Source organism: Streptomyces sp. NPDC086549 (genome assembly GCF_044746205.1).
Taxonomy (GTDB): Bacteria; Actinomycetota; Actinomycetes; order Streptomycetales; family Streptomycetaceae; genus Streptomyces.
On sequence record NZ_JBIVBS010000004.1, the window covers coordinates 380,638 to 406,719 of the forward strand.

Consider the following 26,082-nt stretch of genomic DNA (forward strand, 5'->3'; position numbering starts at 1 on the left):
CTCATCCACCACACCTCGCCCGCGCCACGTGCAGCTCCGGGGTGATCACCTGCTTGGTCTTCGGCAGCACGATCCGGCCGTCGAAGTCGCAGAGGTAGAAGTTGAACCACGAGCCGTACGAGGCGGTCCCCGTCAGCTTCTCGAGCTTGTTCGGCAGCCGCTTCAGGACGCCCTCCACGGTGTTCTCGTTCTTGTTCAGCGTTCCGGTGAGATCGCCGAGCCCGGCGATGTCGTCCTTCAGCGGTGGACGCGCGTCCTTCAGCAGCCCCGACGTGGCGTCCGTGAGGTCGCCGATGCTCACCAGCGACTCCCCGATGGGCTTGCGGTCGGCGGACAGCCCCGAGACCACCCGGCGCAGCTGAGTGAGCAGCCCGGAGAAGCGGGAGCCGCGCTTGTCGAGCGTCTCCAGGACGGTGTTGAGGTTGTCGATCACCGATCCGATCAGCTTGTCGCGGTCGGCGAGGGTGCTGGTGAGCGAGGCCGTGTGCGCGAGCAGGCTGTTCACCGTGCCGCCCTCGCCCTGGAGGGTCCGGACGATCTCGGTGGCGAGCTGGTTGACGTCGCTCGGGCTGAGCGCGGCGAACAGCGGCTTGAAGCCGTTCAGCAGGGCGTTGAGGTCCAGCGCCGGCTGGGTCCGGGACAGCGGGATGGTGCCGCCCGGCCGCAGCCGGGCGGTGATGTCGCCCGTGCCCTCGGTGAGCGCGATGTACCGCTGCCCGACCAGGTTGCGGTAGCGGACGACCGCGTGGGTCCCGGCGAGCAGCGGCCGGTCCGCGCTGACGGTGAACGTGACCTCCGCCAGGGTCCGGTCCTTGATCCGGATGCCGTCGACCTCTCCTACCCGCACTCCGGCCACCCGGATGTCGTCGCCGGTCTCCAGGCCGGTGACGTCGGTGAACACCGCGTGATAGGTGTCCTTGGGGGTGAAGGAGACGTTGACGATGGTGGCGGCGAGCAGCGCCGTCGCCGCGATCGTGACCAGCGCGAAGAGGCTGAACTTGACCAGCGGGGCCGCGGTCTGCCGGGCTCCTGACCTGCTCATGCGACACTCACCGCCGTTCCGCGCGCGAGCGGCCCGAACAGCAGGGTCGCCACGGGCGGCACCTGGTCCGCGGGGACGCCCATGACGGGGGCCACGAGCGAGCCGACGGCCCGCTGTTCGGCCCGGGTGGCGGACACGTCGACACCTCCGGGGAGTGCGCCGCCGGAACCTCCGGCCGACGTACCGTCGTCGAGATGGGGCTTCGGCCCGGGCACCTGCGGATGCGGCAGGCCGCGGCAGTTCGGGCCGGACCGCTCGCCGTACACCGGCTCCTCACCGGGCCGGTACCCTCCCTGCGGCCGGACGACCTCAAGGGTGATCCGCATCTCGCCGCCCCGGAACGCGTCCTCCGACGCCTTCTCCTGCCGGGCCAGGCCCTGGAACAGGCACGGGTACTCGGGGGAGTAGCGGGCGAACAGCTCCAGCGTGGGGCGGGAGACCCGGCCCAGGGTGATCAGCCGGTCGCCGTTCTCGGACAGGAAGTCGTTCGCCGTGTCCGCCACGGAGGCGGTCGCGCGCAGAGCCGAGGCCAACTGGTCCCTCTTCTCGACGATCGTCCGGCTGGTGGTGACCGTGTTGCGCAGGATCCGCATCAGGTCGGGCGCGGCGTCGCCGTACACCTCGGCGACGTCCGCGAGCCGTGTGATGTCCTCCTTGAGGGAGGGCATGTGCGGGTTGAGGCGGCGTAGATAGCCCTCGACCCGGACGAGGTTGTCGCCGATCCGGTCGCCGCGGCCCTCCAGAGCCGTGGCGAACGCTGAGAGCGTGGCGTTGAGTTCGCCTGGCTGGACCGTCCGCAGCAGCGGCAGCAGGTCGTTCATCAGCTGCTGTACCTCGATGCCGACCGTGGTGCGGTCCTGCGTGATGACGTCCCCGGCGCGGATGGGCCGGGCGGACGGCCTGGCGGGCGGCACGAGATCGACGTACTTCTCGCCGAAGAGTGTCTTGGGCAGCAGCCGCGCGTGCACGTCCGAGGGGATGTCCGTGACGTACTCCGGCTTGAGCGCGATGTCGAGCGTGGCCTTCGTCCCGTCCGCGTGCACCCCCCGGACCTCGCCGACCAGCAGCCCGCGCAGCTTGACGTCGGCGCGCGGTTCGAGCTGGTTGCCGAGCGTGTCGGCCTGCAGCGTGATGCGCACGACCGGCGTGAACGCCTGCTCGTAGACGGCCACGGCGAGCGACAGCAGCAGCGCGAGCACGGCGACGAACGCGACGCCGTACAACCTGAGTCCCAGTGCTCTCATCGGCCTCACCCCGCGATCCGTACGGTCGTGGTGGCGCCCCAGATCGCGAGGCTCAGGAAGAAGTCCAGGACGTTGATGGCGACGATCGAGGTCCGCACCGCACGGCCGACCGCGACGCCGACGCCCGCCGGGCCTCCGCTCGCGTGGTAGCCGTAGTAGCAGTGCACCAGGATGATCAGGACGGCGAAGACGATCACCTTGCCGAAGGACCAGAAGACGTCGACCGGTGGCAGGTACTGGTGGAAGTAGTGGTCGTACGTGCCCGTCGACTGCCCGTAGTAACCGGTGGTGATAGTGCGGGCGGCGAGGTACGAGGACAGGAGCCCGATCACGTACAGCGGGATCACCGCGACGAAGCCGGCGATCATTCGCGTCGTCACCAGGAACGGCAGCGACGGGACGCCCATCACCTCCAGCGCGTCGGTCTCCTCGCTGATCCGCATCGCACCGAGCTGCGCGGTGAACCCGGCGCCGACCGTCGCGGACAGGGCGAGTCCGGCCACCAGCGGGGCGATCTCCCGGGTGTTGAAGTACGCCGACAGGAACGCGACGAAGTTGGAGGTGCCGAGCTGGTTGAGGGCCGCGTAGCCCTGGAGGCCGACCTCGGTTCCGGTGAAGAAGGAGAGGAAGGCGATCACGCCGACCGTGCCGCCGACGACGGCGAGGGCGCCTCGGCCGAAGCTCACCTCGGCGAGCAGCCGCAGGATCTCCTTCTTGTAGCGGCGCACCGTGCGGCCCGTCCAGGCCAGTGAGCGCCCGTAGAAGGAGAGCTGGGATCCGAGCTCTTCGAGAGAGTCCAGTGGACGGCTGAGAAGTCGCATTGGCTAACCCCTCTGCGGGACGACCTGGAAGTACACCGCGGTCATCACGAAGTTGGTCACGAACAGCAACATGAAGGTGATCACCACCGACTGGTTGACCGCGTCGCCCACGCCCTTCGGCCCGCCCTGCGCGGTCAGCCCCTTGTAGGAGGCGACGATCGCGGCGATCGCCCCGAACACCAGCGCCTTCAGCTCGGCCGCCCACAGGTCGGACAGCTGGGCGAGGGTGGTGAAGGACGCCAGGTAGGCGCCCGGCGTGCCGTGTTGGAGGACGACGTTGAAGAAGTAGCCGCCCGCGACACCGACCACCGAGACCAGGCCGTTGAGCAGCACGGCCACGACCATCGACGCCAGCACCCGCGGTACGACGAGCCGGTGGATCGGGTCGATGCCGAGCACCTGCATCGCGTCGATCTCGTCCCGGATCTTGCGCGCCCCGAGGTCCGCGCAGATCGCCGTGCCGCCCGCGCCCGCGATCAGCAGCGCGGTGACGATCGGCGAGGCCTCCCGCAGCACGGCGAGCACGGACGCGGCACCGGAGAAGGACTGCGCGCCCAACTGCCTGGTCAGGCTGCCGATCTGCAGCGCGATGACCGCCCCGAAGGGGATGGACACGAGGGCGGTGGGCAGGATCGTGACGCTCGCGACGAACCACGCCTGCTGGATGAACTCCCGCGCCTGGAAGGGCCGTCGGGGCAGGGACCGGACGACGTCCAGTGCCATCGCGAAGAGGTTGCCCGAGTGCCGGAGCGCACCCGTCGGGGAGAGCCTCATGCGTCCGTCACCCCCGTCCCGTGCAGCTGTGCCTCGCGTCTGGCGATCGCCTCCCAGCGGGGCGGGCGGGTGATGCCGGGGCCGGGGAGCAGGCGGGGAGTCAGCGCATCGGCCGCGCCGCCCTCGTCGATCTGGGCCAGCTCCTGCTCGACCTGGGCCGCGTCCTTCTCCTCCGCCATGCCGATCGGCCCCTGCATCCGGCCGTTCAGGAACTGCCGTACGACGGGCTCGTCACTGGCCAGCAGCTCCTCGCGGGGCCCGAACATCACCAGCTCGCGCCGGAACAGCAGCCCGATGTTGTCCGGGACCTGGCGGGCCGAGGCGATGTCGTGGGTGACGATCAGGAAGGTCGCGTCGATCTGTGCGTTGAGGTCGACGATGAGCTGATTGAGGTAGGCCACGCGGACCGGGTCCAGGCCCGAGTCCGGCTCGTCGAAGAGGATGATCTCCGGGTCGAGGACCAGGGCACGGGCGAGCCCGGCCCGCTTGCGCATACCGCCGGAGATCTCGCCGGGCAGTTTCCCCTCGGCGCCGATCAGCCCGACCATGTCCATCTTTTCGAGGACGATCCGCTTGATCTCGCTCTCGGACTTGCGGGTGTGCTCGCGCAGCGGGAAGGCGATGTTGTCGTAGAGGTTCATCGAGCCGAACAGCGCGCCGTCCTGGAACAGTACGCCGAACAGCTTCCGCACCTCGTACAGGTCGTGCTCGCGCAGGCGGGTGATGTCCCGGCCCGCGACCTTCACCGAGCCCCGCTCCGGCTTCAGCAGCCCCACGAGCGTCTTGAGGAACACCGACTTGCCCGTCCCCGAGGGGCCGAGCATCACCGAGACCTCCCCGGCGGGCAGCGTCAGCGAGACGTCCTGCCAGATGACCTGGTGGCCGAAGGACTTGGTGAGCCCTTCCACACAGATCTCGACACCCATCCGGTTCCACCCTTCGCCTGTGGAGCAGCTCCGACATCTGCTCTACGGGGAGGGGAGGGGCGTCCGTCGCGGCGGACGAAGAATTTTTTACGGACGCGTGTACGGGGCGCTACGGCAGCTTCGGCGACGGCGTGCGCGAAGTCGTCCTCGGGGCGGGGACGGGGACGGGGACGGGGACGGGGACGGAGAGCGGAGCGGCCGGTACGGCTGAGGCCGGCGGGAGCGACGGGACCGACGAGGCGGCCGACGTCGTCGGCAGGCCCGGCACCTTCGGCAGCTCTGGCACCTGCGGGATCTGCGGCACCGACAGCTCCGGGAGCGGGGGCGCGGACACGTCCGGCAGGGAGGGCACGTGCGCCGGCAGGGACGGCACGTGTACCGGTAGGGACGGCACGTGCACCGGCAGAGACGTTTCCCCGGTGGGTGAGGGTGTCCGGCCCCAGGTCCCGGGCGCCGGGGGCGAGGGGGCGGGCGTTCTGGGGGCGCGCCCCCGGCCCGTGGCCCCGCTGCCCAGGACCTGCGCGTCGCTGGAAACGGCCGGCTGCGGCGTCGGACCGTTCCCGTTTCCGCCCGCGTCGAGCGCGTACGGCAGCACGAACCCCGCCACCGCCAGCGTCACCGCCGTCGAGGTGGCCACGACCGCCTGGGCATTGCCGCCCCCGCGCAGCCGCCCGCGCCCGACCAGGAACAGCACCAGCCCGAACGTCCCGGCCAGCGAGGCGCGCAGCGTCCGCCGGGCCCGGGCGAGCAGCGACTCGACGGTCCGGTAGCTGAGCCCCATCCGCACCGCGACCTGGCTCACGTCCAGGTCCTCGGACCTCAGCCGAAGCGCCTCCGCCTGCCGGGCGGGCAGCTCACCGCTGCGCACGGCGAGCCACTTCGCCTCGGCCCGGTCGCACACCGCCTCCTCGACGGGTACCGGGCCCGGCGCGACGAGTGTGGGGCGGCTGCCCACCTCGGCCTCGCGGTTGACCTGCCGGTGCCGGTCGACGCACAGCCGCATCGTCACCGTCGTCAGCCAGGCGCCGAGCCGCTCGTCGTCGAGGTCCGGGCGCTCCGCGGCCCGCAGCATCGCCTCGTGAACGGCGTCCTCGGCGTCCTCCTGGCTCATGGACCGCCGCCGGGCCACCTTGAGCAGCTGCTCGCGATGGCTCCACATGCGCTGCCAACGCTCCTCGGAGGCCGCTGTGTCCGCAGGCATGTCCGTCGCCATGAGGGCCCCTTCGCACTCACCCGCCGGTCCTGTGCTTCCGGCGGGTGGCGACATTACCGCCGGGTAGTGGCAGTTGTGGAGGGGGAGACGCCCATCGTGTTCCAGCCGTTGCCGGTGGTCAGCGGACCCGCGTCGGGCAGCACACCGCCGCTGGGCAGCGTGAGGGTCGGTTCGGGGACGGGAACCAGCGGCGTCCCGGACTCCTTCGGGACGCCGGCCCTGGGGGACGGGCTGGGGGAGGGTGAGGTGGGCGGCGTCGACGACGTGCGCGAAGGACCAGGGCCCGGCTTCCGCTCGTCCGACGGCTTCGGCGACGAGGGCTTCGGCCTCTTCGGGCGGGACGGCTCCGGCCGGTCCGAACGGGATCCGTCGGACGCGTCCGGCACCACACGGTGTCCGGTCAGGTAGTACGCGTACCACGCCTTGACGGTGCGCAGATAGGCGTCCGAGTGGTTGTAGCCCAGGATCGCCCGGTCCAGGTCGGCGGGGTTCGACAGGTCCCGGCCGCCCGCGCACAGGTAGCGGCCGGCGGCGAGCGCCGCGTCGTAGACGTTGTTCGGGTCCGTACGTCCGTCGCCGTTGCCGTCCGCTCCCCAGCGGGCCCAGGTGGACGGGATGAACTGCATCGGGCCGACCGCGCGGTCGTACACCGTGTCCCCGTCGTACGCGCCGCCGTCGGTGTCCTCCACGACGGCGAAGGCGCCGCCGGTCAGCCGCGGGCCGAGGATGGGCGTCACGGTCGTACCGTCCCGGGTCACCCGGCCGCTCCGTGCCTGCCCGGACTCCACCTGGCCGATCGCGGCCAGCAGCTGCCAGCGCAGCCGGCAGCGTGGCGCGCTGCGCGCCAGCTCCTCCTCGGCACGCCGGTACGCGGCGAACACGCTCGCGGGCAGGGCGCCGCCGACCGGCACTCCCTGTGCCGAGCCCTTCTTCCGCGTTCGCAGCGGGGGAAGATCGGTGCGGTACGGGGTGTCGCCGGACACGCCGAGGCCGTGCTCGGCGGGTGCCGCCTTCCGCGCGGGCTCCGCGGCCTCGGCCGATACCGCCCTCGGCGCCTGCGACGCGGTCAGCACGGCCATCGCCGCCGCCGCGATCGCCGTACCCCTGGCACCCCTCAGTGCCCCCTTGCGTGCACGCGCTATCACTGTGCAGTCCCCTCCGTGGGTGAATCCGTCGTCTGCTCTACGCGGCCGGAGGGCAGGTCCGTCGCGCGGAACCGGGGGGATCGGGCGGGCGCCTCTTCGGGAGATCCAGACCAAGGTCGCCCAGCTGGAGCCAGCACGCGGGAGCTGATGACCCGCATGGGCCACAGCAGCTCGCGCCGCAAGCGCGTACGAACTTGGTACGTCGCTCGTCGCTGGCCCCCAGAGCACGGAAGTTCCTTCGGGCTGCCGTGAGGCTCAGCGCATCACGGCAGCCTGCCCTGCCGCCGATCGCGAGCGAGCGCATAGGAACACATATGCTCTTGCGCTCTTAGAGGGATTGGCGCTGTTTGTCAAGCCACGAGATGCCGGAACGTGATGAAACAAGAGCGGCAGGGCTTAATTGAGTCATGAGGTCAGGCGGAAATGAATGACTCGCCGTTGGGAATGGATCTGGCGGTGAATTTCCAGGAACCGTCCTCACTGTCGAAAGGCTCGCGGTTCACAAGTCTTTCGGTATTCCGCTCAAGTCTTTCTCATTGGAGATGAATCATCATGGCTGGCATCTTCGCGAAGCGTATGGCGCTGCTGACTGCATCGACCGCTCTGGCTGCTGGAGGCGCGCTTCTGCCTTCCGCCGCCTTCGCCGCCTCGGCACCCACCGGTGTTCATGCGATGGCGCATGCCCACGGCAACCACGGCCATAACAAGGGTCATGGGAACGGTGGTACGCGCATCGTGATCATCAACAACAACAATAACAACAACAATGGCGGTGGGGCTGCGAACAACAACAACAACAACAATAACAACAACAACAACGGCGGTGGGGCTGCGAACAACAACAACAACAATAACAACAACAACAACGGCGGTGGGGCTGCGAACAACAACAACAACAACAATAACAACAACAACGGCGGTGGGGCCGCGAACAACAACAACAACAATAACAACAACAACTGAATTTCCAGTCCGGCCGGGTGGTGTCCGCCACCCGGCCGGACTGTCGCGCGTGCGCATCCCGCGGCCTTGAGGAGTGCCGCCGCCTGTCACTGCCAGGGGGATGCTCGCGCGGTCGGCGGTCGGCGGAGCCTCGATGACCGAGCCAAGACGTCAAGCGACAGGGTCGTAGCGCTTAAGTGCGGTCTGATCCGACAGCCCGAGCCGCCTCGCCGTCCATCGGGCATGGCAGGGGCACAGCCCTTCGGCTACTCGTAGACGACGGCCGCGCTGAGAGCCCGCGCAAAGAACGTCCAGTCGCCGTCCGGCGGCATCTCTTCGCCGAGGTACCGGTACGAGCCGGGCGAGTCCGTGATCCACGCGGCGAGCGCACCGAGGTAGTCCTCCAGAGTGCGGTTCTCCCACTCCTCGCCCCGTCGGTGAAAGTCGGCACAAAGGCTGCGGATCACGGCGGCGAGGGACTCTCGCGTCATGACTTCCTTGAAGGGGTCGGGCGCATCGTTCGGCATTGCTGGACCGTAGCGTGATCGGCCCAGTGCCGTCCGTCAATTAGTGCGGCTCCACGCCAGGCTTGACGCGCGGCTCCTGCTGCAGCCTGGGCAGCTTGGCAGGCGCCGGCGAGGTTGTGGCATTCCACGGCGTGGTCACCCTCGCAGCGATCGATGCGAACTACGGGCGGGAAGGTCGCTGAGGTCTCCTGACCTGGTCACGGGGTCCCTATCGGCTGAGGGTGGTCACCTGCGGTCACCACATTTGCTGTACTTCTGTGCTGTACCGCAGGCGGGACATCTCAGTGGTTCCTCAACTCTGCTTCATGGCTTATTGGCTGCGCCGGTGCCCATCGCACTGCCTCTGAGCAGAGGGAGAGCCTTCGTCGTCTGGCATCGTCTGTCGCCGTTGGCTGCTCCGGGACGGCTCACAGACGGCCCGGCGGAAGGGCATCGGGCACGCGGCTGATCAATACGCATGACCTACGCCTGAGGCCTGTCTTCAGTCCCTGATCACCGATGCGTACACTGCCTGCATTTATCGGCGGCCTGCTGAACGGGGCGGGCCTGACCTTCGGGAACGCAATGCGAAGATGGACGTTCGGCTCTGCTCTGCTTGGCTCTCTGGCCATAGCCGCGCTCCTCGCGCCAGGTGCCCAGGCGACTCAGGGCGACCTTCATGTCAGTGACTTCCGGATCACTGGCGGAGGCGGCTCGGGCAACGATGTGGTCCTGGGCATCACCGACTCAAGGACGATCACCGTCAAGCTGACAGTCAGTGACGACTCGGGTATCAAGTCCGCGGATTTCACGCTCTTCCATGGAAGCAGCCTCAGCAAGGCCGACGCGGTGCTGAAGCCCAGCGAAGCGGCGGCGGTGTGCTCAGCCGACGGAACCACTTCCGTCTGCACCAAGCACTACACGATCGAACCCCGGCGTGATCTGAAAAACTCGCTGGCCGGCATCTGGAAGCTCAGCGTCGCAGCCCAGGCCAACGACGGGGAGTCCATGGATGCGGACGGCCTCACCACCTTCTTCATGAAGCGCTACGGGAAGCTGACCGCCAACGCTTCTCCCGAGCCTGTCGCCAAGGGCGGCACCATCACCGTCACGGGCAAGCTCTCCCGGGCCAACTGGGACACCCACGACTACCGCGGCTACACGAACCAGCGCGCCTACCTCGAGTTCCGTCAGCCGGGCGTCAACTACTACGAGTCTCTGGGCTACGTCACCACGAACTCCACCGGGGTCGCCACCGCGAAGGTCACCGCAACCGCCGACCGCTACTGGCGTTATGAGTTCAGAGGGACCATGACAACTAGTGCCGTCAAGGCGACGGGTGACTTCGTGGACGTCCGTTAGGCGTGTCGGGCTCGGTCGATCGGCCGGGCCCAGTGCCCCCTCACAGCGCGGGCGGCGTAGCGACTTTGGCCGGGAGCTGCTTCGGCGCGAGTGATCACGGCCCCGTAAGCTCCCGGCGCGTCGGGGAGTCTGTGGACCCGTCTGTGGACCTGCCCGCTAAAGCACGCTTGTAGGCGATCGCAAGCACGTAGCTCAGGCGCTGCTCGGCCGGCCAGCCACGCAGGACTGGGTCCTGGCCGCTCTCCCCGAACGGTCGGTACCTCGTCTCGGAGCACCTCGCCTTCGACCTCCAGTCGAAGAAGGGATTCTGCTTCGAGGAGACTGACAACAGCAAGCCCCTCAGCTTCGTCTCCGTCACCGACGACGGCATCGCCTACGGCACCTCACTCACGAAGGACAGCAGCCTGACCGGGGCCACGGCACCCGTCCAGCTCCCGTTGGCTACAGGTACCCCTAAGGCCCTGACCGGAGTCGAGGAGGTACCGATCGCCGACTTCGATGGGGTCGGTGTCTTCGCCCACGATGTGGGCAATGTGCCGTACATGGTCGTCTACCGACACAAGGACTAGGGACCATGCCGTTGCTGTACGAGAACTGGGCCGTCACGGGCCCTGCCGGATCTTCTGGTGCTCCCCGGAGGAGGTTGCGGTCCACACCGTCCGAGCGCGTCCGACTTGCACACCGAAGGGCCCGAACCAAAGTGGCTCCGTAAAGCCGTGGAGCTGACCGCCCCAGCCACGACGTATCCCTTCTCTGACGTCAAGCGGCTGATTGCTGTGCGTGCGGCACGGGCGCCGGCCGGGCTGGAGCGGGGCGGAGGCAGGAGCGCAGGCCCGGCCGGGGGCCGGACCGCGCGCGGGGAGCGGAGCGAGCCGCCTTGAACCAGTAGAGACGCTCCCACCATCCCTACGCCTGTACGCCTTCCGTCGCCCTCCGCAGCTCCTCGAACAGCTCGTCGTACCTGCGGGCCTGCTCGAGCGTCCAGCCGGGCGTCTCTGGCCGGCCGCTGTGCTCCTTGCCCCATTCGGTGCCCTCAAGCCACCCGGGGTGCGGCTCACGAGACCACGGGAGCGTCTTCTGGTAGACGTGGAGCAGCAAGTACAGCTCGGCGGCCTTGCGCAAGAACGCGCGCTCCCTGCTCACCAGCGCCCAGGCCGTCTTGGACGCGCACCAGTGGCCGGCATCCTCTTCCTTCGCCGCGCCAAGGCTGATGGGCATCGCGCGCGAGGGGGATGGCAACGCCGGCACCGTCCCTGACGGTGGTGCCGCAAGAGACACGCGCTAGAGGCCGACCCCGGCTCGGGGGCGGACGGTCATCCGCAGGTTGCGCGGCCGTACTGTGAGCCGGGCGACCTGGCGGATGACCTGGCCCTCGGCGAGTTCCAACCGTACCGAACGCAGCATCGTCGCGAGCGCCGTGACCATCTCGGTGAGGGAGAAACGGTCCCCCATGCACTTGTGCTTGCCGTCCCCGAAGGGCACGAACGCGCCCGGCGGAGGCTCCTGAGCGGCGTCGGTCCACCGGTCCGGGTCGAAGGTGAGCGGGTCGGGGAAGCGCTCGGGGTCGCGGTGCAGGGCGTGCTGGCAGTAGGCCAGCTCGGTGCCGGCGGGCAGCGTCCACTCGCCGAGCCGGGTCTCCTTGGTGGTGCGGCGGGTGATCAGCCAGCCGGGGTGGTGCAGCCGCAGGGTCTCGGTGATCACCCGGTCCAGGTACGGCAGCCGGATCATGTCGTCGAAGGCGACCGGCCGTTCGCCGAGGACCTCGTCCAGCTCGGCCAGGACCCGGGCCTCGATGCTGGGGTTGCGGGCGAGCTCGTACAGGGTCCAGGACAGCAAGGACGCGGTCGTCTCGGTGCCCGCCACGGCCAGGAGGAAGATCTCGGAGCAGATCTGATGCCCGGTCAGCGGCTCGCCGGTCTCCTCGTCGATGGTGCGCAGCAGCATGGAGAGCATGTCCCCGGTGTCGTGCCCGGAGGCCTGCAGTTCGTCGACGGCGGTGCCGATGGTGGCGCGCACCCCGGCCCGGGCCCGGTTGAAGCGGCGGTTGAAGGGCAGCGGCAGGTGCTCGGCCCAGTCGGGCAGCATCATGCGCAAACCGACGCCGCTCATCACCACCGACACGTCGCTGCGCAGCCGGCGGAAGACGGCGTCATCGAGGCTACCGGCGAACACCGTCTTGGCCAGCATGTCGAGACTGAGCCCGACCATCGCCTCGTGTACGTCGAGGGGCCGCCCGCGCTCCCAGGCGGCGACGGTGGCCGTCACCTCGGCGCGCATGAGGTCGACGTACCGGCTGATCTCGGTGTGGGCGAACGCGGGTTGAAGCTGGCGGCGTTTGCGTACGTGGTCGCGGCCGGTGGCGGTGACGACGCTGTCGCCCAGCAGCTGGCCCAGCTTGTCGTAGAGCCGGCCCTTGTCGAGGCTGGGTCCCAGGCCCTTGAGCATCTGGTGGATCAGGGCCGGGTCCTGGACCACGATCGTGCGCGTCCCGGGTTGCAGGACGATCTCGACGAGTGGTTCCCGTGTCTCGCGCAGCGAGTCGATGAAGCCGAGGTTGTCGCGCATCTTCAGTGCGTGGCCGATGAGCGGAAACGATCCTGCGGCTCGGGGTATGGGGGGAGGCGCAGTGGACGTCACGGGTCACCCCTTCACGGCAGTCATGGGCGCCTCCAAGACTTCCCTGAACCTTCCCAGCGCAATCCTGTCATGAACGTGTCCTGCGCCACGTGGGACAAGGAGGCACACGTCCGGCTCTACCTGGTGCCCCTCCTCGGCGCCAAGCGGCTCGAATCCCTCGGCGTCGCCGACGTCCGACGCTTCCTCGTCCGCCTGGAGAAGGAGGCCACCGCCGCAACCGCCAAGGAGTCGCACCGAGTTCTGCGCTCCGCACTGTCCTCAGCCTGCCGGGAGGAACTGATCACGCGCAACGTCGCCAAGCTCGTCGAGCCGCCCCGCACGGACACCCCCGAACTGCGCCCCTGGACCCTGGACGAGACGCTCGACTTCCTCGCCGCCGCCCGTAAGGACCCGTTGTACGCGGCCTTCGTGCTTGCCATCGCGATGGGTCTGCGCCGGGGAGAGATCGTCGGGCTCCGGTGGTCTGACGTCGACCTCGACAACCGCGTCCTCTACGTCCGTCACCAGGTCCAGCGCCGCCGTGGCGTCCTGTACGACGACGATCCCAAGAGCCGCCGTCGCCGAGCCGTCCCGCTGCCCGCTCTCTGTATCGCGCCGTTGCGCTGGCACCGCATGCGGCAAGCAGCCGCCCGGACCAAGGCTGGGGAGAGGTGGCAGGCGTCGGACTGCGTCTTCGCCACCCGCACCGGTCGCCCCGTCGAGCCGCGTAACCTCTACCGCTCCTTCACCCGCGTCGCTGAGTCCGCCGGCCTCCGAGTCATCCGGCTGCACGACGCCCGCCACGGCACCGCCACTCTCCTCACGGCGGCAGGGGTCGCGCCCCGCGTCGTGATGGAGATCCTCGGACACTCCCAGATCAGCATCACCATGGACGTGTACACGCACGTCGTGCAGGACACCCAGCGCGAAGCCATGAGCCACATGGACCGGCTGCTGAGGAACAGGAAGAGGCGCCCTGGCCGGGACTGACCGCCCCCGTTGATGTCAAAACTGGATGTCAAAGGCCCCGGACCAAGATCGGTCCGGGGCCTTTTGCCTGGTGCCCCCGGCAGGATTCGAACCTGCGACACCCGCTTTAGGAGCGAGGTGAGGTGAGTGCGGCTCTGACCTGCGAAACAGCTACGTGGGCGGAGAGGGGTATCAGATGCCTGCTGGCCCCGCCGTTCCTCGTGGCTCCCCGCTGGATCTGCCACGGCTGTGGCACGGGACTGCTTCGTCCCGAAACAATGCCGACGACCGCGCGGCCTGAGGCGCCGCGCGTCACTCAGCGGACGTCAACGTAGTCGCCAGCAGCCTTGACCTCCGGAGTGGTCGTCGTACCGGCGAACCAGTAGCGCCAGTAGCCGTCCACGGAGGCCCTCACTGTGGTTTTCAGGTTGCCGGAGGAGTCGGTATACGTCGTCTTCACCGTGGTGTAGGTGGCTGTGCCCGCTTTGCGGAACTGGAGCTTGACTGGCTGGTTGGCATAGCCGTGGTACTCGAGGTCGTCCCACCAGCTCGCGCGGCTCAACTTGCCGGCAATGGTGATTGTCTTGCCCTTGCCGACTGGCTCCGGCGATGCGTTTACCGTCAGAAGGGATTTGCGCTGGATGCGGACACTGGAGTACGGGTCAGCGTCTGCCCAGCTGCCGTCCTTGGCGACGACTGAGATGTAGGCCTTCCAAGTCCCCGCTGTGGCATTCTTCAGCAAGGTCGGATTTCCGCTGATGGTGAGCTTGCACGTGGAGGTCGTGCCGTTGACCGTCCGGCAGTCGGCCTGGTTCGAGGTCGGATTCAGAACACCGTCGAAGTCATCGGTGTTCAGATGGGTTCCGTGGAAGAGCACCAGCGACACGTTCTTGATGTTGGACGGAGCGGTCGACGTCACCGTGGCCGTTATTGTCTTGGTGGTCGTACCGATCACTATGTCCTTGCCACCGTTGACCGTCGCGCTCAAGATCCTGATGTCGCTGCTGCCACCCACGGTCGCATGGGCGGTGGGCGCGATCAGCGCGGTCAGGGCCAGTGCGCCGACGGCGCTGATCAGGGTGGATACGCGCATGAAGTTCCCTGGAACGAGCTGGGGATCGGTGCACCTAGTGGTGATCACCGATTGGCCCGCTGAGTTTAGGTCAGCAGTCGTCAACACAGGGCAAAGCGAGGGTAGTCAGTGCCGAGACATGCTGACGTAGCGCCGGCATCTGGCTAGCGACTCTTTGGCCAACACGCCGTACCTCGGCTTGGTGGTGAAGGCGTCCGGCGCCGTTGTCCGGGTGTTCGGCCTCACGTTGATCGACCTGGCTGACCGGAGCCGCGGCGCCGCTGACCCTCTGCCTCAGCCCGCCACTCTCCCCAGCTGCTCGTCCTCCTGGCAGCTTTCACCACCCTCCGCTTCGGCGAGCTGGCGGCCCTGCGGCGCAAGGACGTCGATATGGAGGGGCGGACCGTCACCGTCCGCCGTGCACGGGCCGAGTTGCAGGACGGGTGGCTTCTCGACAAGGCGCCGAAGTCCGCGGCCGGCGCGCGCGGCCTCGTTCCCCGCCGAGCTGCTCGACGAGATCACGAGCCACCTGGAGGCGTTCGCCGCACCTGGTCGTGATGGTCACGTCTTCGTCGGACCGCAGGGAGGCCAGTTACGCCGTAGCAACTTCCGGGACGACTGGGTCAAGGCACGGAAGGCTGCGGGCGTCACGGCCGAGCTGCACTTTCACGACCTGCGGCACACGGGCGACACCCTCGCCTCCACGGCCGGAGCCAGCACACGGGAGCTGATGACCCGCATGGGCCACAGCAGCTCGCGAGCCGCGCTGATCTATCAGCACATGACCAGCGACCGGGATCGGGCCATCGCGGATCGGCTCGGCTCGATGATCCGCAAGACACGGGGAGGGACGGACGCCTAACTAGGGCCTGCCCGGCGGATCATGATCAATTCTGGGTAGCGTCAATGGAATTTGGCCGGTGGCCACCCAGGACCTGATGGCCAGCTCGGTGGGTGATCCGAAGGCGCCCGCCAGCAGGATGTGGAGCAGGAGCTCGACGGCCGTCGCGAACAGCACCGGGGAGGACTCCTTCTCGTAGCCCGCTCGGTCAATCACCAGTCGGCCGGCCGGTAGGGCCCCTCTGTTGAGCTCTGCGTGCAGGCCGTCCAACACGCCATGATCCACCAGCCTTTCGGGCAGGCCCGGCAGCAGCGCACCGCGCAACAGCCCTTGCTGGAGCGTAGGCCGGACCGTCTCCCAGAACCTGACTCGCCAGGCCAGCCGGTCGCCCTCTCCCGGCGCGAACTCGCCACCCACCAGAGCCGTGAACCGCGCGCGGCCGCGGTTCTGCTGCAGTTCCAAGACCGCGCGGGACCGGACGCCCGTGGCAACCGGGCGGGCGAGCACCAGCCCGCTGCTCTGGCGCTTGCCCAGGAGAGTGAACTCGCGGCGGTCGTCGTCGACCGCCGCGCTTCGGCCGAACGCCCTCACCACGAACACGCAGAACTCCTCCGTCTCACGCAAGGCCGGAATCCGTGACGTGAGCACGCCTTGCAGTCACATGATCTGCCGGACAGAACCTAGTCGGGCTTGTGGCACGGGCGTGGCACGGCCGTGATCACAGCGAAGGGCCAGTTCGAGAGGATCAAGCCTCTGAACTGGCCCTTCATCGTGTGCCCCCGGCAGGATTCGAACCTGCGACACCCGCTTTAGGAGTGGGATCGAATCCTTGCCGGGTAGTGCCGGAGACTGCCGGGTGGAGCTGTTGCACCTGGTCAGCGCCACGCGGCCTCGTGCTCAGTCCCGCTCGTTGACACCTCGTGCCGGACTGTTCGCTCACGCATCGCTCACGCGCCCGGGTGCTTTCGCCCACGGTGGAGCGGGCACTGACGCTCGCGAGCCCAGCAAGATCCACAAGGAGCCGGCTAGCTGCGTTGACGCAGCTGTTGGACTACCGGTACCACGGCGAAGCAGAGCAGCGCGGTTCCTCCGAACGCCGCACCTGCCGAGAGCAGGGCTCCGGAAACCGGGGTGCCGTCGAGGACCTTGAGAAACCCGACGCATACCGCGACAAGGGCAGAGCACAGCGCCATGACCAGCAGCCAGGGAATCCAGGAACTGTTCGCGGGCTCCGAGGCCGACGTGGTAGGGGTTGTCGGAGCGGACGATCGGTGCTGGGCGTTCACAGTGACGCTTCCTTCTCGAATCGGCGGCGAGCGATGATGCCAGGGGAGGGTTCGGTAGACGGGCCCAGCAGCGCACCGGCCAAGGCGATGCGGGTGTGCCGCACGGAGGCAGCGACGGCCAGATGTGCGCGGTCCAGCTCGTCAAGGCCGTTCAGCGCGGCCACGATCTTCTGCTGCTCGGCCAGTTCCGGCAGTGGAATGCGCAGCGACCCGAGGGATTCGGATCGGAGTGACGGGGCAGCGGTGGCGGCGGCCCGGTCCCGCATCCAGGCGACGGACTCGTCCAGGCGCAGATAGTGGAGCAGGTACTCCGGCAGTACCCGTTTCTCCTGCGGCTCCGACACGCGGAGCCGGATGACATTGGGGCTCATCAGCCAGCCGGCTTGATGCTGCTGCACCAGCGCCGGCGGAACGATCGCACCGGAGCGGACACACACGATGTCCTTGTGCCACAGCTCGAAGTTCCTCAGCCGACGGGCCGTCTCCTCTGTCACTCGCTCGTCCGCCTCGTCACTGATGCACCGGTCCTTGAGATGCCGCGGGAACACGACGGGAACGGGGCCGCAGGTGCTGCGCTGCTTCTTGCCCAGCTTGGAATAGGACGGTCCGGCCTGGATCTCGCACAGCGAGTCGAGGCTGGCCAGGGAGGCCGGCTGGTTCCTCCGGCGCAGCGGTCCCTGGTCCCCGACGAACGGCAGCTGAGCGGCGGCGTCCCGTACATCCCGTAGGTGCTCTTCGGCGTCACTCAGCCGCTCCCGGGCGGACACGAGCTCGTGCTCGATGCCTTCTCCTCCGTCGCTCCGGCGTTCGACATGGTCAAGAGGGTTGAGCGAGTAGTCGCTGCGTCGCAGTTCCTCCCGGGATACCAGGGCGGTAGGCACGTGGTGCTCCGTGGTCGTCGTCCCGAGGGGAGGAGCGGCCCCTGCCGCGTTCCTGTGAGCGCGGTAGGCGTCGAGAAGAGATTCGGCGTCCAGGGCGCTGAGGACCCGACGCGATCCGTTCTTCGCTCCCATGTGCCGTGCGTCGAGGAACAGTGTGCTGTCGCAGGGGTTGTCGGGGTGGCGCAGTATCCACACAGAGACCGGTACGGCAGTGCCGGTGAACAACTGGGCCGGCAGGGCGACGACACAGTCGACGACTCCGCGCTCCACCAGATTCCGCCGAATGCTCTGCTCGGCTTTGTGACCGGAGTTGCCTGCCTTGTTGGGCATGATGATCCCGGCTCGGCCCCCCTCGCGCAGCTTCGCCAGACAGTGCTGGACCCAGGCAAGGTTGTCGTTGTCGAGCGGCGGAGCCCCGTACGCCCACTGCCCCTCGCCGCGCTCCCCGCGGCCGGGGTCGCTCATGTTGAACGGTGGGTTGGTGAGCACGATGTCGAACGACTCCAGCGGAGCCCGCCCCGGGCCGTCGTGCCAGGGCGGTGAGCGCTTCAGGTCGAGAGCAGGGGAGACGCCATGAAGAAGGAGATTCATGGTCGCCAGTCGCCATGTATCGGCGCGCCGTGTCTCGCCGTACGTCCGCAGCGTCTTCTCACGAGGCAGACCGTCCTCGTCCAAGGCGCAGGCGGCCGTGGCCTCGATGAGGAATCCTCCGTCGCGGGCGTACGGGTCGTAGACGGACTCCGGTTCGCCCGGGCCGAACTCCGAGCAGGCCAGCCGTGTCATCAGCCGGACCACAGGGCGAGGAGTGAAGAACTCGCCGCTCCCCAGCGCGGCTCGCTGCTCGTACTCGTCGAGGATGAGCCCGAACACGTCCTCGGTGAGGCGGCTCATCGCATCCACGACATTGCGAAGGTCACGAGCGGTCCGCGGCTCCAGGCGCCCCAACGCCTCCTGCATGCTCGAATGGACGCCGAGGTCACGCATGTCCTCATCGGCCGCGCGGCCGACGTCCCGGAGCAACTGGGTCGCCTCGTCGAGACTGTTGAGAGTGCGGGCGCGGGCGGCCAATGTGTCGAAACGGTCCGCGGCGGCGCCGCGGAGATAGTGGAGGCAAGCCAGCAGGTTCAGATAGTCGAGCACACTGGCCGCCCCCCGTACCCGGTCGATGAGGCTGCCCATCAGATCGTTTGCGATCTGTCGGTTCTCCGGGCGGGGTTCATCGACAGCGCCGGTCGGCATGCGGTACGACGACCCGGCGCCGAGACGGCGCTTCGCCGCGTGGGCTGGAGGCTTACCGGCTTGTTCCCCCTTCCGGGCACGGTTCCCGTAGCTGGTGCCGACGGGCTCTCCTGCGACGAGTCGCTCGGGCGGCACCGGCCTCCGGTCCAGCCACTCCATGATCTCCGACCGTCGAAAGTAGTCCTGTCCGTTGGAGCGCCGCGCCGAGGGGAAGTCGGTCTCCTGCCTTTCCCAGGCTGTCACGGTCGGTCGGCTTACGCCTGCGAGCGCGGGCCCCCTTCAACTGCGCCATGAGAAGTGGTTGTTGGAGAGTGAGCCTAAAAGCGCACGACTCCGCGACCAACTGCGCACCAGGAGTGCGCAGATTGTGGAGTCGTTAGGATCAGGGGTGCTCGTGAGTCAACCAGCCCTCTGTGACACTGTTCTAGTGGCTCTCTCAGGGGATTCGATAGCCGCACACCGATTGAATAGGGTATTGGGATCAGGCTGCCCGCTCGAGCGCATGGTGCCTGTCAGGGCCTTGTCGCCGGACGGGCCACCTCCCAACGGGCGCGGCGTGTACCAGCCTGTTGGGTAGGGCGCTGCCTCATCTATGCAAGATGACCATGGACGCGTCTTTCCGAACGAACGTGGTCACTGCGTCGTTCTCGGTACGGCGGGCAGCGGCACGAACACGTTGGCGGTCCACCGGGCTCACTGCCTGGCCGCAGCTCCAGGAATCGGAGGCGGCGCCCTTCTCGTCGCCTTCAACAAGGCGCCCGTTATCTACCTCGGGCATGGGCACGCCGCCGCCGAACCTGCAGATCGAGACGTACCACACCTTCGCACGCCGCTCCGGCAGCCGGCATGACCACCCGTAGCGGAGGGCGCCCGTCGGTGTACGGCCGGCAGGCGGTCGGGGAGCCGACGAGTAGCCGGAGTCAGGCGCGGGTGGTGTTTCGTCAGACCTTCTCGACTCGCACGGAGTGTCCCGCGAGGAGTTGATTCATGTCGTCGGTGTCGGAGGTGAAGACGGTTGCCTCAGCTCCCTGCGCGGCTTCCCGCCCGGCCACAGCCGCCAGAACCGCGGCGATGGCGTATTTGTGCCCGTGCAGGCCCGCTGTCTTCAGCATGTTGCGTGCCAGGGCGATCACCTGATCGTCTGTGTGCACGACGCGGATCCAGGACAACGTCCAGCTCCACAGTGCCTGCCTCGACGTTTCGCGAGGGTCCCATGCTTCCAAGGTCGTGAGCGCCGAGGTGACGATCGGGATGTCGAGCCGCGGAGCCGTCTTGATCAGCGCAGACATCTCCCGATCGCCCTGAACCGCCTTGGAGAGGGCCTCGGAGTCGAACACGAAGAGGCGCTGTCGCGGCCGCTGTAGCTTCGCTCGGTCGGTGCGGCTCACGCAGCCTCGTCCGAATGTGAACGCTGCTCGTCATGCCAGCCGTCAATGGCGGCGATGCGGTCCAGCGCTGCCTGCTGCTCGTCGTCCGTCACGGCGCCGTGCTCTTCTTCGAGGCGTTCGGCCAGCTCGCGCAGTCGGTCCATGGCGTCCTGATGGGCGGCAGCGGCCGCGATGTAGCCGGACACCCCGCGTGCGTCGACACGCTCCTTGATCGATTCCACTAGCTCTTCCGGCACGGTGATAGTGATCTTCCGGGTTGCCATACTTCAAGTATGCCATGCCGGACCGGCTCGGAGCCCGTGCCGGATGATGCAGATCCTTTGGGAGATATTCGGGAGATCAACTCTCCGCCCGCTCACGCAAAACGGCCCCGGACGGGGAGTCCGAGGCCGAATAAAGTGCCTCCCTGGGGGAGAAACCCCAGGTCATCGGCGTAATGCGCTGTGCCCCCGGCAGGATTCGAACCTGCGACACCCGCTTTAGGAGTTTTCCCTGGGCGAGGCTGTGAACTGCGTAAATGTAGCCTCCAGTGCACCTGACCTGCGAAATCACTCCTCCACGGTTCTCGCGTGTTCCCAGCCATTCCCGGCCTCATGTGTGCCGAATCCGTTCCGGCCGGCCACTTGGTTGGGGGCGGTACCTGTTGACGAGGACGATCAGGCGGACGCCGTAAGAACTGCCGCTGTCGCTCGGCGGCCAGGCTGACGGATGCCCCGCTCTCGTCCCAAAGTTGTGAGCGGGCAGGCGGAAACCCGTAGCCTGGGACCAGCAGCAGTACGCAGCCCGATGCATGCGGAGGGGATGCCGATGACCACAGCTCCGAGCGGTGTGCCTCACCCGCCGCGCCCGTCGTCGCATCCGCTGCGGACCATCCGTGACATCCGGGAGTCCCTGCCTGAGGACCAGCGTCGGCACTTCGACGCGGAGCTCGCCGACACGGAGATCGAGGCTCTGCCCGAGATGCTGCACCGCTGGGTGACGCTGAGCAACGACGGCTTCGAGGAATTCCTGCTCTCCCGGCCCTTCGAGGGTCTGGAGTTCGGCGCCCGCTCCTACGATGCGCAGACGGACGTCGAGTGATCTACCTGTTCGACACCAATGTCGTCGCCGAGCTCACGACCCGGGCGAAGCCCGACCCGCGCGTCCTGGCCTGGTTCCGGTCCACGGCCCGCCCCAACCGCTTCTTGAGCGTGATCACCGTGGCCGAGATCGAGGCCGGCGTTGCCGCCGCCCCGGATCCCGTAAGGCAAGCCCGCTACGCACAAGCCCTCGCTGCGGTACGGCACGAATTCCGTGACCGCATCGCACCTATCGGCGAACCGGAAGCGGCCGCCTACCTCACCATCCACAAGACGCTCAAGGCCGCCGGCACCAGCATCGACCCACCGGACGCCCTGATCGCCGCCACTGCCCTGGCCAACGGCTGGACGGTGGCCACACGCAACATCAAGCACATAGCCCGAGCCGGGGCACTGGTGGTCAATCCGTGGGAGCAGCAACTGTAGGTGGCCGCGGCGTCGGTGCCGTACGTGTGCTGCAACCGCAGAGGCCCTCCCGTCCGACGGACGGAAGGGCCTCTGACCAGGCGTTTCTCTGTGCCCCCGGCAGGATTCGAACCTGCGACACCCGCTTTAGGAGAGCGGTGCTCTATCCCCTGAGCTACGAAGGCTGATCATGGCCGCGTGAGCCACAGGCGTCAGCGTACCGGATTCGGTGGGCGGGGTGCGGGGGGTCAGGACAGCGGGACGTGCGTGAAGCGGGATGCCGTGTGGAAGTCGGACTGGATGCGGGCGGCCGTGGTGGACAGTTCGGGGAGGACGGTCGTCACGCAGTCCTCCAGGGTGCGGCGAGCGGCGTGGGTGGCCACGTTCACCGCGGCGACCACCCGGCCCGCGCGGTCCCGGACCGGTACCGCGATCGAGCGGAGGCCGGATTCCAGTTCCTGGTCCACCAGGGCGTAGCCCTGGGCGTGGACGTCGGGGAAGGCGTCCGTCAGGAGGACGCGGCCCAGGGACGTGGCGTCGGCGGGCAGGCGGGTGCCCACCGTGATGTCGACCGTCAGGACGCGGGACGTCGTGGCGCCGGCCGTGTACTGGATCTCCGGAGCCGGGCCCGAGCGCGTCAGTACGGCCAGGGCGGTCGGTTCGTCCAGGCGGTCCGCCAGGGACCTCAGGTGCGGGGTCGCCAGGTGGGGGAGCGTCGTACGGGACAGGGGCGGGAAGCCCAGGGAGAGGACCCGGGGGGTGAGGGTGAACCCGCGGTCGCGTGTCGGGGTCACCAGGCCCAGGTGTTCGTACGTGATCAGTGCCCGGCGGGCCGTCGCCCGCGCCAGCCCCGTCGCCTTGGACACCTCTGTCAGGGTCAGCGCCGAACGGCCCTCGCCGAAGGCGGTCAGGACGGTGAGGCCGCGGGCCAGGGACTCGATGAAGTCGCTGCCCAGCTCGTGTTTGGACGCAGTCGTCCAGGTCGCCAGGCCGGAGGGGGCCGGTCCGGGGCCGGGCGGCGGGGCGTCGTGCAGGGTCGCCTCCATCGTCGCGACCGCCGCGCGGAGGCGGGGGAGGAGGGTGTCGCGCAGGTCTGCGGCGGAGTGCCGGCTGGTGTGGCTCACCACGTTTGCCGCGCAGGCGATCTGGCCTGTGTGCGGGTCCCGTACGGGGACGGAGACCGCGACCAGGCCCGGTTCGATCAGTTGGTCGTCCAGTGCCCAGCCCTCGGTGGCGGCTTGCGCGGCCTGGCGTACGAACGCCCTGTCGTCCGAGGCCGAGCGCGCGCGGTCCCGTGGTGGTACGGCCGTGAACGTGCGGTCCTCCGGGTCCGCCGCTCGGCGTTCACGCCAGCGGGTCCAGTCCTCGTCGGTCCACTCGGCGGCGAACAGCGCGCCGGGGGCGGTGCGTTCGGCGGGGAGCAGGTCGCCGATGCGGAAGCTCAGGGACATCGCGCGGCGGCGGGTGGCCTGGTGGATGAAGCGGATGCCGTCCCGGTCGGAGACGGCCAGCGACACCGACTCGTCGAGTTCGTCGGCCAGGGCGTCGGCGTGCGGGTCCAGCAGGGCCGGCAGACGCAGGGCGGCCAGGTAGGCGTTGCCCAGGTCCATCACCCGGGGGGCGAAGATCGCGTCCCGGCCGTCGAGGCGGACGTATCCCATGCGGGCGAGTGTCGAGGTGATGCGGTCGACCGTGGAGCGGGCGAGTCCGGTGCTCCGTTCGAGGGCGCTGAGGCTGAGGATGCCGCCCGACTCGGTGAGCCGCCGCAGTACGGCGATCCCGCGGATGAGGGGGGTGACCGCTTCGGACGGCGGCACGGCGGCTTCCGGCACCCGGGGGGCCGGGGCCTGGGCGTCCTGTGCGGTGTCGGTGGGCATCGGTTCTCCGGTACGGCGGTGCGGCACGGCACGCCTACCGTAATCCCCGCCCTGCCCCCGTCCCGTCCCCGTCCCGTCCCCGTGCCCTTCCTGCCCCGTCCCCTTCCTGCCCCTCCCTGCCTGTCTGTCCCCGCTGTCCCCGCTACCCCCGCGTCACCCGCACCGTGTAGTCGCCGGTCAGGTTCGCCCCCGTCACCTCGACGGTGATCTTCTTGCGCGGGTCCTTGAAGGTCTCGCCGGGCGAGAAGGTCGCGTCGGACAGCTCCGCGTGGACGTTGGGGCTGCGGGTGCAGCCGTCGGTGCCGCGGTGGGCGTCGAAGACGGTGATGGGGCCGCGCCCGGTGTCGACGTTCGCGTCGACCCGGTAGATGAGGATGCCGGGGTGGCACACGACCTCGTCGTTGCCGCCCTGGGCGCGCAGCTCGATCGCGTACCCGGTGCGGGCGCCGATCGGCACGAAGACGAGCTTGTGGCCGCCGGTGCGGAACAGCGGCGTCAGCGTGTACTCCTTGCTGCCCCGGCCCGTCGCGCAGCTCACCTGGTTCGCGTCCAGCCAGCCCAGTTTCCACTTGTGCCAGCCGAGCAGGTCGTTGTCGGCGCCCCAGTCCTCGCTCATGATGTCCCAGTGGCCGACGGCGCTCCCGCCCTCCTGGGTGTAGAGGTCGGGCAGGCCGAAGACATGGCCGTTCTCGTGGGGGAGCACGCGGTAGCCGGTGCGGTCGTAGCCGCCTGAGCCGTCGTCCTGGCGGGAGTAGACGAAGGACGCGTTGGCGACGGGGATGCCGTCGGCGACCGGGGCCTCGGCGTTGCCGGCGAAGGTCACGGACAGGACGGTGTCCAGGGCGGACGGGCCCGCGTTGGGAGTCACCAGCACGTTCAGCAGGTCGTACGAGCGGAAGTCCACCTCCGGGTCTGCGGCGGCCACGATGTCCTGGACCAGCTCGCGGTAGCCGGGGTCGAAGGGGGCGCCGCGCTCTATGCCGTACGCCGTGAACGGCTTGGGCATCCGCAGCCAGTGCTGGACCGGGGCCTCGGGGCGGTAGTCGAGGTGGCCGTAGGAGGCGGTGCGGAACCACTCCTGGGTCTGCGGGACGAACTCGCGGTAGCGGTCGAGCGCGTCGCCCTCGCCGGGCGCGTCGGGGAAGTCGACCATCAGGGTCAGCGCGCGGACGGTGCCGGTGGAGCGGGAGTAGCCGCCCGGGGTGGGGATGCCCTCGGTCATCTGGACGTCGTGGCCGCCGTTGATCAGGCAGGGGGTGAGGGCGGGAATGCGGGCCAGGGCGATCGAGCCCGCCCCGGGCGCGCTAGGGCCCTCGGAGGGGTGCCCGGTGCCGCCCGAGGTGCTGACCGCGAGGGTCAGGGCGGTCACGGACGCGAAGGCGGCCACGCGGCGCGGGGATATCCGGCGGGTGCGCGGGGATATCCGTCGGGCGATCGGCGGCGGCTGCATGCATGGGCCTTTCGCTCCACGGCAGCCGCCGGTCTCCGGCTGCACCCTTGCGATCACCCTCAGTCGAGGGGGCGGAGGCCGCGCGCTGGAGGGGCCGATCGTGGGTTTCCCGTCGGTATGGATGTGATGCAGGTCACAGGGAATCTTCTCGGGGGTGGGAAATAACCGGGGATCGTTTCCCCGTTTAGACGTGTGTCCGAGCGAAACGGGGACTTCTTCCCCGGATCGCCGCCAGCAAGCAAGTCGACCGAGGAGTGCGCCGTGCAGACCGTGACTTCACCGCGCCCCGAAGCGCGCAAGGCAGTCCGGCCCCGGGCCGACGCCCTGCGCAACCGGGAGCGGATCGTCGCCGCCGCCCGGGAGATGTTCGTCGAGCACGGCCCCGACGTGCCGCTCGACGAGATCGCCCGCCGGGCCGGCGTCGGCAACGCCACGGTCTACCGTAACTTCCCGGACCGCGACGCCCTCGTCCGCGAGGTCGTCTGCTCCGTGCTGGACCGCACGGTGCGGGCGGCCGAGCAGGCCCTCGCCGAGGGCGGCGACGCCTTCGAGGCGCTGGAGCGCTTCGTGCACGTCTCTGCCGACGAGCGGATCAGCGCTCTGTGCCCGATGGTCTCCAGCACCTTCGACGAGCACCACCCCGATCTGGAGACCGCTCGGGAACGCGTCGAGCGGATCGTCGGAGAGCTCATGGACCGGGCCAAGGGGGCCGGACTGCTCCGCCGTGACGTGGGCGTCGGGGATCTGATGGTCGCCGTGGCACAGCTCAGCCGGCCCCCGGCCGGCACGGGCTGTCTCAGCGCCGACCGTTTCGTACACCGTCATCTGCAGCTGTTCCTGGACGGACTGCGGGCCCCGGCCCGATCCGTCCTGCCGGGCACGGCCGTGACCATGGAGGACCTGCGCCAAGCCTGACGACGCCACATCCGACGACGCCATGCCAGACGACGCCACATCCGACGACGCCATGCCAGACGACGCCATGCCCGACGAGGCCACGCCCG

24 protein-coding genes and 1 tRNA gene are annotated in these 26,082 nt (G+C 68.8%); 7 read left to right on the plus strand and 18 right to left on the minus strand.

Features of this window, described 5'->3' with window-relative positions; all coding sequences use genetic code 11:
• Position 1 precedes the first annotated feature (1 nt).
• The 7 genes from ACIPSA_RS16650 to ACIPSA_RS16680 all read right to left on the minus strand — a co-directional run bounded on the left by ACIPSA_RS16650 (position 2) and on the right by ACIPSA_RS16680 (position 7,165).
• A complete protein-coding gene (locus ACIPSA_RS16650; protein ID WP_402634759.1) occupies positions 2 to 1,042 on the minus strand; it encodes an MCE family protein in 1,041 nt (346 codons plus the stop codon).
• The gene (locus ACIPSA_RS16655) at positions 1,039 to 2,286 is read right to left on the minus strand and encodes an MCE family protein (protein ID WP_402634761.1); all 1,248 of its coding nucleotides are present in this window, start codon (positions 2,284 to 2,286) and stop codon (positions 1,039 to 1,041) included. Before ACIPSA_RS16655 ends, ACIPSA_RS16650 begins: the two co-directional genes overlap by 4 nt.
• A 5-nt stretch (positions 2,287 to 2,291) precedes the next feature.
• Complete coding sequence (locus ACIPSA_RS16660; protein ID WP_402634764.1) at positions 2,292 to 3,107, minus strand: MlaE family ABC transporter permease; 816 nt, start codon at positions 3,105 to 3,107, stop codon at positions 2,292 to 2,294.
• Positions 3,108 to 3,110: 3 nt separating this feature from the next.
• Complete coding sequence (locus ACIPSA_RS16665) at positions 3,111 to 3,881, minus strand: ABC transporter permease (RefSeq protein ID WP_362680938.1); 771 nt, start codon at positions 3,879 to 3,881, stop codon at positions 3,111 to 3,113.
• A complete protein-coding gene (locus ACIPSA_RS16670; RefSeq protein ID WP_402634767.1) occupies positions 3,878 to 4,807 on the minus strand; it encodes an ABC transporter ATP-binding protein in 930 nt (309 codons plus the stop codon). The genes ACIPSA_RS16665 and ACIPSA_RS16670 overlap by 4 nt, the downstream gene beginning before the upstream one ends.
• Positions 4,808 to 4,916: 109 nt before the next feature.
• Positions 4,917 to 6,020: a sigma-70 family RNA polymerase sigma factor gene (locus tag ACIPSA_RS16675; protein WP_402634770.1), complete on the minus strand. Its 1,104-nt coding sequence runs from the start codon at positions 6,018 to 6,020 to the stop codon at positions 4,917 to 4,919.
• A 53-nt stretch (positions 6,021 to 6,073) separates the two neighbouring features.
• Entirely contained in the window at positions 6,074 to 7,165 is a 1,092-nt protein-coding gene (locus tag ACIPSA_RS16680; RefSeq protein WP_402634773.1) for a lytic murein transglycosylase, read from the minus strand.
• A gap of 552 nt (positions 7,166 to 7,717) precedes the next feature.
• Between ACIPSA_RS16680 and ACIPSA_RS16685 the strand changes: the two genes are divergently transcribed.
• The gene (locus tag ACIPSA_RS16685) at positions 7,718 to 8,128 is read left to right on the plus strand and encodes a hypothetical protein (protein WP_402634776.1); all 411 of its coding nucleotides are present in this window, start codon (positions 7,718 to 7,720) and stop codon (positions 8,126 to 8,128) included.
• 245 nt (positions 8,129 to 8,373) lie between these two features.
• Here the strand turns inward: ACIPSA_RS16685 and ACIPSA_RS16690 are convergent, their stop codons facing one another.
• Positions 8,374 to 8,634 carry a hypothetical protein gene (locus ACIPSA_RS16690; protein WP_402634777.1) on the minus strand — a complete coding sequence of 87 codons (261 nt, stop codon included), beginning with the start codon at positions 8,632 to 8,634 and terminating at the stop codon, positions 8,374 to 8,376.
• 498 nt (positions 8,635 to 9,132) lie between these two features.
• Here ACIPSA_RS16690 and ACIPSA_RS16695 point away from each other — a divergent pair, with 498 nt between their 5' ends.
• Positions 9,133 to 9,975 carry a DUF5707 domain-containing protein gene (locus ACIPSA_RS16695; protein ID WP_402634779.1) on the plus strand — a complete coding sequence of 281 codons (843 nt, stop codon included), beginning with the start codon at positions 9,133 to 9,135 and terminating at the stop codon, positions 9,973 to 9,975.
• A 906-nt stretch (positions 9,976 to 10,881) separates the two neighbouring features.
• On the opposite strand, the gene ACIPSA_RS16700 is transcribed toward ACIPSA_RS16695, so the two are convergent.
• Both ACIPSA_RS16700 and ACIPSA_RS16705 read right to left on the minus strand, forming a co-directional pair.
• Complete coding sequence (locus ACIPSA_RS16700) at positions 10,882 to 11,193, minus strand: hypothetical protein (RefSeq protein WP_402634781.1); 312 nt, start codon at positions 11,191 to 11,193, stop codon at positions 10,882 to 10,884.
• A 63-nt stretch (positions 11,194 to 11,256) separates the two neighbouring features.
• Complete coding sequence (locus ACIPSA_RS16705) at positions 11,257 to 12,612, minus strand: cytochrome P450 (protein ID WP_402634783.1); 1,356 nt, start codon at positions 12,610 to 12,612, stop codon at positions 11,257 to 11,259.
• 69 nt (positions 12,613 to 12,681) lie between these two features.
• Between ACIPSA_RS16705 and ACIPSA_RS16710 the strand changes: the two genes are divergently transcribed.
• Entirely contained in the window at positions 12,682 to 13,581 is a 900-nt protein-coding gene (locus tag ACIPSA_RS16710; protein ID WP_402634785.1) for a tyrosine-type recombinase/integrase, read from the plus strand.
• 295 nt (positions 13,582 to 13,876) lie between these two features.
• Here the strand turns inward: ACIPSA_RS16710 and ACIPSA_RS16715 are convergent, their stop codons facing one another.
• The gene (locus ACIPSA_RS16715; RefSeq protein ID WP_402634788.1) at positions 13,877 to 14,653 is read right to left on the minus strand and encodes a calcium-binding protein; all 777 of its coding nucleotides are present in this window, start codon (positions 14,651 to 14,653) and stop codon (positions 13,877 to 13,879) included.
• A 397-nt stretch (positions 14,654 to 15,050) separates the two neighbouring features.
• On the opposite strand from ACIPSA_RS16715, the gene ACIPSA_RS16720 reads away from it, so the two are divergent.
• The gene (locus ACIPSA_RS16720) at positions 15,051 to 15,494 is read left to right on the plus strand and encodes a tyrosine-type recombinase/integrase (protein ID WP_402634790.1); all 444 of its coding nucleotides are present in this window, start codon (positions 15,051 to 15,053) and stop codon (positions 15,492 to 15,494) included.
• Here ACIPSA_RS16720 and ACIPSA_RS16725 read toward each other — a convergent pair whose 3' ends face one another.
• The 4 genes from ACIPSA_RS16725 to ACIPSA_RS16740 all read right to left on the minus strand — a co-directional run bounded on the left by ACIPSA_RS16725 (position 15,495) and on the right by ACIPSA_RS16740 (position 20,530).
• Positions 15,495 to 16,097 carry a hypothetical protein gene (locus tag ACIPSA_RS16725; protein WP_402634793.1) on the minus strand — a complete coding sequence of 201 codons (603 nt, stop codon included), beginning with the start codon at positions 16,095 to 16,097 and terminating at the stop codon, positions 15,495 to 15,497.
• Positions 16,098 to 16,755: 658 nt separating this feature from the next.
• Entirely contained in the window at positions 16,756 to 19,122 is a 2,367-nt protein-coding gene (locus tag ACIPSA_RS16730; RefSeq protein WP_402634795.1) for an N-6 DNA methylase, read from the minus strand.
• A gap of 698 nt (positions 19,123 to 19,820) precedes the next feature.
• On the minus strand, positions 19,821 to 20,267 hold the full coding sequence (locus tag ACIPSA_RS16735) for a hypothetical protein (RefSeq protein WP_402634797.1): 447 nt from the start codon (positions 20,265 to 20,267) through the stop codon (positions 19,821 to 19,823).
• Positions 20,264 to 20,530, minus strand: a complete 267-nt coding sequence (locus ACIPSA_RS16740; protein ID WP_180685965.1) for a hypothetical protein — start codon at positions 20,528 to 20,530, stop codon at positions 20,264 to 20,266. The genes ACIPSA_RS16735 and ACIPSA_RS16740 overlap by 4 nt, the downstream gene beginning before the upstream one ends.
• A gap of 544 nt (positions 20,531 to 21,074) precedes the next feature.
• Between ACIPSA_RS16740 and ACIPSA_RS16745 the strand changes: the two genes are divergently transcribed.
• Together ACIPSA_RS16745 and ACIPSA_RS16750 are read left to right on the plus strand one after the other, a co-directional pair.
• Positions 21,075 to 21,347: a hypothetical protein gene (locus ACIPSA_RS16745; protein WP_402634799.1), complete on the plus strand. Its 273-nt coding sequence runs from the start codon at positions 21,075 to 21,077 to the stop codon at positions 21,345 to 21,347.
• Positions 21,344 to 21,772 (plus strand): type II toxin-antitoxin system VapC family toxin, encoded by a 429-nt coding sequence (locus tag ACIPSA_RS16750; RefSeq protein ID WP_402634802.1) that lies wholly within the window; start codon positions 21,344 to 21,346, stop codon positions 21,770 to 21,772. The genes ACIPSA_RS16745 and ACIPSA_RS16750 overlap by 4 nt, the downstream gene beginning before the upstream one ends.
• Positions 21,773 to 21,863: 91 nt before the next feature.
• On the opposite strand, the gene ACIPSA_RS16755 is transcribed toward ACIPSA_RS16750, so the two are convergent.
• The 3 genes from ACIPSA_RS16755 to ACIPSA_RS16765 all read right to left on the minus strand — a co-directional run bounded on the left by ACIPSA_RS16755 (position 21,864) and on the right by ACIPSA_RS16765 (position 25,078).
• Positions 21,864 to 21,936 (minus strand) — tRNA-Arg (locus tag ACIPSA_RS16755).
• Positions 21,937 to 21,999: 63 nt separating this feature from the next.
• Positions 22,000 to 23,628, minus strand: coding sequence for an IclR family transcriptional regulator C-terminal domain-containing protein (locus ACIPSA_RS16760; RefSeq protein WP_402634805.1), 1,629 nt, complete (start codon positions 23,626 to 23,628; stop codon positions 22,000 to 22,002).
• A 142-nt stretch (positions 23,629 to 23,770) separates the two neighbouring features.
• Complete coding sequence (locus ACIPSA_RS16765) at positions 23,771 to 25,078, minus strand: M6 family metalloprotease domain-containing protein (protein WP_402634808.1); 1,308 nt, start codon at positions 25,076 to 25,078, stop codon at positions 23,771 to 23,773.
• 261 nt (positions 25,079 to 25,339) lie between these two features.
• Here ACIPSA_RS16765 and ACIPSA_RS16770 point away from each other — a divergent pair, with 261 nt between their 5' ends.
• Positions 25,340 to 25,993, plus strand: a complete 654-nt coding sequence (locus ACIPSA_RS16770) for a TetR/AcrR family transcriptional regulator (protein ID WP_402634811.1) — start codon at positions 25,340 to 25,342, stop codon at positions 25,991 to 25,993.
• The last annotated feature ends 89 nt before the right edge of the window (positions 25,994 to 26,082 follow it).

Bases quoted from the DNA above. Each gene is read 5' to 3' on its own strand.
- ACIPSA_RS16685 (WP_402634776.1), top strand. From the start codon at position 7,718: ATGGCTGGCATCTTCGCGAAGCGTATGGCGCTGCTGACTGCATCGACC.
- ACIPSA_RS16715 (WP_402634788.1), bottom strand. From the start codon at position 14,653: ATGCGCGTATCCACCCTGATCAGCGCCGTCGGCGCACTGGCCCTGACC.
- ACIPSA_RS16650 (WP_402634759.1), bottom strand. From the start codon at position 1,042: ATGAGCAGGTCAGGAGCCCGGCAGACCGCGGCCCCGCTGGTCAAGTTC.
- ACIPSA_RS16700 (WP_402634781.1), bottom strand. From the start codon at position 11,193: ATGCCCATCAGCCTTGGCGCGGCGAAGGAAGAGGATGCCGGCCACTGG.
- ACIPSA_RS16675 (WP_402634770.1), bottom strand. From the start codon at position 6,020: ATGGCGACGGACATGCCTGCGGACACAGCGGCCTCCGAGGAGCGTTGG.
- ACIPSA_RS16745 (WP_402634799.1), top strand. From the start codon at position 21,075: ATGACCACAGCTCCGAGCGGTGTGCCTCACCCGCCGCGCCCGTCGTCG.
- ACIPSA_RS16665 (WP_362680938.1), bottom strand. From the start codon at position 3,881: ATGAGGCTCTCCCCGACGGGTGCGCTCCGGCACTCGGGCAACCTCTTC.
- ACIPSA_RS16690 (WP_402634777.1), bottom strand. From the start codon at position 8,634: ATGCCGAACGATGCGCCCGACCCCTTCAAGGAAGTCATGACGCGAGAG.
- ACIPSA_RS16760 (WP_402634805.1), bottom strand. From the start codon at position 23,628: ATGCCCACCGACACCGCACAGGACGCCCAGGCCCCGGCCCCCCGGGTG.
- ACIPSA_RS16710 (WP_402634785.1), top strand. From the start codon at position 12,682: ATGAACGTGTCCTGCGCCACGTGGGACAAGGAGGCACACGTCCGGCTC.
- ACIPSA_RS16670 (WP_402634767.1), bottom strand. From the start codon at position 4,807: ATGGGTGTCGAGATCTGTGTGGAAGGGCTCACCAAGTCCTTCGGCCAC.
- ACIPSA_RS16655 (WP_402634761.1), bottom strand. From the start codon at position 2,286: ATGAGAGCACTGGGACTCAGGTTGTACGGCGTCGCGTTCGTCGCCGTG.
- ACIPSA_RS16660 (WP_402634764.1), bottom strand. From the start codon at position 3,107: ATGCGACTTCTCAGCCGTCCACTGGACTCTCTCGAAGAGCTCGGATCC.
- ACIPSA_RS16695 (WP_402634779.1), top strand. From the start codon at position 9,133: ATGCGTACACTGCCTGCATTTATCGGCGGCCTGCTGAACGGGGCGGGC.
- ACIPSA_RS16740 (WP_180685965.1), bottom strand. From the start codon at position 20,530: ATGGCAACCCGGAAGATCACTATCACCGTGCCGGAAGAGCTAGTGGAA.
- ACIPSA_RS16765 (WP_402634808.1), bottom strand. From the start codon at position 25,078: ATGCAGCCGCCGCCGATCGCCCGACGGATATCCCCGCGCACCCGCCGG.